The organism is Bradyrhizobium sp. (genome assembly GCF_030693485.1).
Taxonomy (GTDB): Bacteria; Pseudomonadota; Alphaproteobacteria; order Rhizobiales; family Xanthobacteraceae; genus Bradyrhizobium.
The window spans coordinates 1-2,938 of sequence record NZ_JAUYAN010000181.1 but is presented as its reverse complement, the minus strand read 5'-3'; the positions used below and the strand labels follow the sequence as shown (position 1 = coordinate 2,938).

Sequence of the window (2,938 nt, the reverse complement as noted above, 5' to 3'; positions counted from 1 at the left end):
CATGGGATTGCCGGACCGGAGCGCGGATTTGGTCGGGCTGGGAATGATCTGGATCAGTTCGAACAGCTTCAACTGATCGATCGGATCGGGCAGCGTCTTCACGATCGCCGGGATCTGCGGGAAAATATCCGCATGGGCGTTCATCAGCGCGTCCCGCACCGAGGTCCAGTGGTTGTAGCGGCGGTCCAGATTGCCGAGCCGCGCCTCCTCCCTGTCATCGCGAAGGCTCAGGCCGGGATCGAGCGATGCGACCGACGGCTTGATCGCGGCCCACTTCCTGCGGCCATTTTCAGCTTCAGGCGGACCTGTTTGCAGGCTTCCCTTGTATTTGTTCGAGCGCGCATTGCCGATGGTCTGGTTGCCGTTGGTCTCGGCAAAGAACAGGCCCAGGCTGATGCGGCCTGCCGCTTCGGCATCCGCCGCACCGAGGCCCTTGGCGCGCGCAATCACCCTGCCGAGATCGACGACGTCCTTGAACGGCGTGTCTGATTTTTGCGCGTTGGCGGGCGGCGCCTGCATGACCTCGAAAAGCCTGACGTACTCGTCGAGCAGCGGCTCGAGGCCGGCATCGAAATACGCCGGCGGGATTCCCAGTTTATTGGGCCTCCCGATTTGGGACGGAAGAACGTCGGTGAGGTCCTTGTAGGTGCTCATCGTGCTGTTGCGCGCGAGGTAGAGCGCCTGTCCCGGCAAATTGGGCAGCGGTTGCTTCGAATCGATCTGCGCGCGCCGCTGGCGCAGGATCGATTTGAAGCCGTTCAATGCCTGATCGTAGGCGGCGAGGGCATCCGATTGCGCTTTCGTCAGCTCGCCCGGTTGAGCCATGGCAGGGGAGACGAAGCCGACATGACGGATGTCAACCGAGACGATCGCCGCGACCGCAGTGGCGATCAAATCAATGGCGATGCAAACCGGCGCCGTGAGTAATAGTCCCATGGCAAGGGCTGCCATTCGCGCAGCGCGATGACTTTTCATTCCCATTTCAGTCCCCAAACGCCCGGGGTTCATCAGATGCGACTTATTTGCCGCCTCGCCGATCAGGCAGCGTCGAGTTCCCGCGCCTTGCCGTCGGCTGCCCATTCGGTGACCTGACGGTGCTCGTTGTCGATCAGCAGAAACAAGTCGAAGTACCGGATCGTGGGATAGCCGCCGGAACGCGTCTTGACCGCCTCGCGCCATTCGTCGTTGTGCGCCTTCCTGGCGGCCTCCACCGACGGCCAAATGTAGATTCCGGCGCTGGTGCCCTCGTCCGTGCCAACTCCCAACGCGAAGTGCTTGCGCAGAAGGTCGCGGTTCGCCGCCCACTTCGAAATCGTATGCTTGGCATCTTCGAGCACCCGCGCGCGGTCCCAGTCGGCAGGCGTCTTGAACGTCACAAATTCCAGGATCATGTCATGCTCCGTCGCGCCCCTTCAGCTATCGGGCGCTCAACGCAAGATTACCGATTATGTCCTCGCGGGCAACGTGGGAAATCGACGCTCGGGATCGCTGTCCGTCTGTTCGCATGGCGAGTCCGCGTTGACCAAGGGACTGCCGATTTTGACCCAAACCGGACATTGCGAATTTTTGTGAGCGCGCGGGGAAACATTGACGCGCTGGGCGAAACTGCGGCTACAGCCCGGACTCGATAGTCCGGAGCAGCCGGAAGCGCATCTTGTCGTCATTACTCGTCAGCGAGATCACAAAACGCACCCGCCCGTGGCCTGAGGTGTCGGCATAGCCCGCGAGCGTGCTGACCCCCTCCATGCTGCCGGTCTTGTTCATGCCGCCGTCACGGCCGCGGAGCAGGCCCGCGTGGGGCGCGAAGAGTTCGAGCACTTTGGCAAGGCCGCGGGCGGTAAAGTGGTTGTTGCGGCTGATGCCCGAGCCCTCCTCGAGACGGATGGCCGCGGCGAGGTCGTGCGCGGCGAGCAACTCGTTCGCGACCTGGAGCGACTTCTCGAGGCTGACCGATCCGCCCAGGCGGTGTCCGCCGATCTCCAGGAAGACCTGGTTGGCGATGTAGTTGTTCGATGCGCGGAGCAGCTCGACGAGGATATCCGAAAGGGTACGCGACTGTCGGTGAACGTAGACCGGCTCCAGTCCCTCGGGTACCGGTCCGGTAGAGATCTTGCCCTTCACCCTGCCGCCGGCCCGCTCGATGAACGCCGCGATCAGCTCGCCGGCATATTGCAGGCTCACCATGGGGTCCTGGCTCAGGCTGATGCGGCCGCTTCCGTTCGGGCGCCGCAGCCGGAACTGGTCGATCGCGAGCGGGGTGATCGGAGTCTGCTTCTCGGCGGAGCGCACCTTGTCGCCACGGCGCACGGCGTAGACAGTGTTGAAATTCACCGCCAGCGCGGAGTTCAGCGCATTGTAGGCCTCGTCGGTGTCCTCGATGCCCGGGATGCGGAGGTTCGAAGGGTAGTAGTTCGCGTCCAGCACGATGCCGGTGATCCGCTTCTTGCCGACCGCCGCGACCAGCTTTGTCGCGAGCGGCGCCAGTTCTTCCGAGATCAGGAAAGGATCGCCGCCTCCACGCACGTAGAGCACCCGCTTGTCGTCGAGGTAAAAGCGGGTCTTGAAGCGGTAGTCGCCGCCAAGGACCTCCATCGCCAGCCAGGCCGTCACGATCTTGGTGACCGAGGCCGGGACGAAAGGCTCATCAGTGTTCTGGGCCACCAACTCGTTGTCCTTGGCGTCCATCACCAGCACCAACCCTTGCGGAGCGAGGGCCGCGACGTTCTCCCTGGCGCCGGCCAGGGCCGGGGCGGGTAGCAGGAGCAAAGCGAGGGCGAGCGAGCGAGACCACATGGCGTCTCCTGCGTGGGTGCAGCGTCGGCAAACTTCGGACCGATGCTGGTGATACTCAAGCGTTAAGTCGGTCCGAGCGCGGAATTTCTGCTTATGGCACTTTTCGGAAGTGGCGGCTCTGAAGCGTGATGTCTACTGTTGGCAC

3 protein-coding genes are annotated in these 2,938 nt (G+C 63.1%); all 3 read right to left on the bottom strand.

Features of this window, described 5'->3' with window-relative positions; genetic code table 11:
* On the bottom strand, nucleotides 1-825 hold an 825-nt coding region (locus tag Q8N40_RS13690; protein ID WP_305712195.1), incomplete at its 3' end, for a hypothetical protein.
* Nucleotides 826-1,037: 212 nt separating this feature from the next.
* Nucleotides 1,038-1,391 (bottom strand): hypothetical protein, encoded by a 354-nt coding sequence (locus Q8N40_RS13685; RefSeq protein WP_305712194.1) that lies wholly within the window; start codon nucleotides 1,389-1,391, stop codon nucleotides 1,038-1,040.
* Nucleotides 1,392-1,611: 220 nt separating this feature from the next.
* Nucleotides 1,612-2,793 (bottom strand): D-alanyl-D-alanine carboxypeptidase/D-alanyl-D-alanine-endopeptidase, encoded by a 1,182-nt coding sequence (locus Q8N40_RS13680; RefSeq protein ID WP_305320755.1) that lies wholly within the window; start codon nucleotides 2,791-2,793, stop codon nucleotides 1,612-1,614.
* Nucleotides 2,794-2,938 lie beyond the last annotated feature (145 nt).

What these genes read in the sequence shown, in the direction of transcription:
- Q8N40_RS13685 (WP_305712194.1), bottom strand. Translation starts at nt 1,391, where the DNA reads ATGATCCTGGAATTTGTGACGTTCAAGACGCCTGCCGACTGGGACCGC.
- Q8N40_RS13680 (WP_305320755.1), bottom strand. Translation starts at nt 2,793, where the DNA reads ATGTGGTCTCGCTCGCTCGCCCTCGCTTTGCTCCTGCTACCCGCCCCG.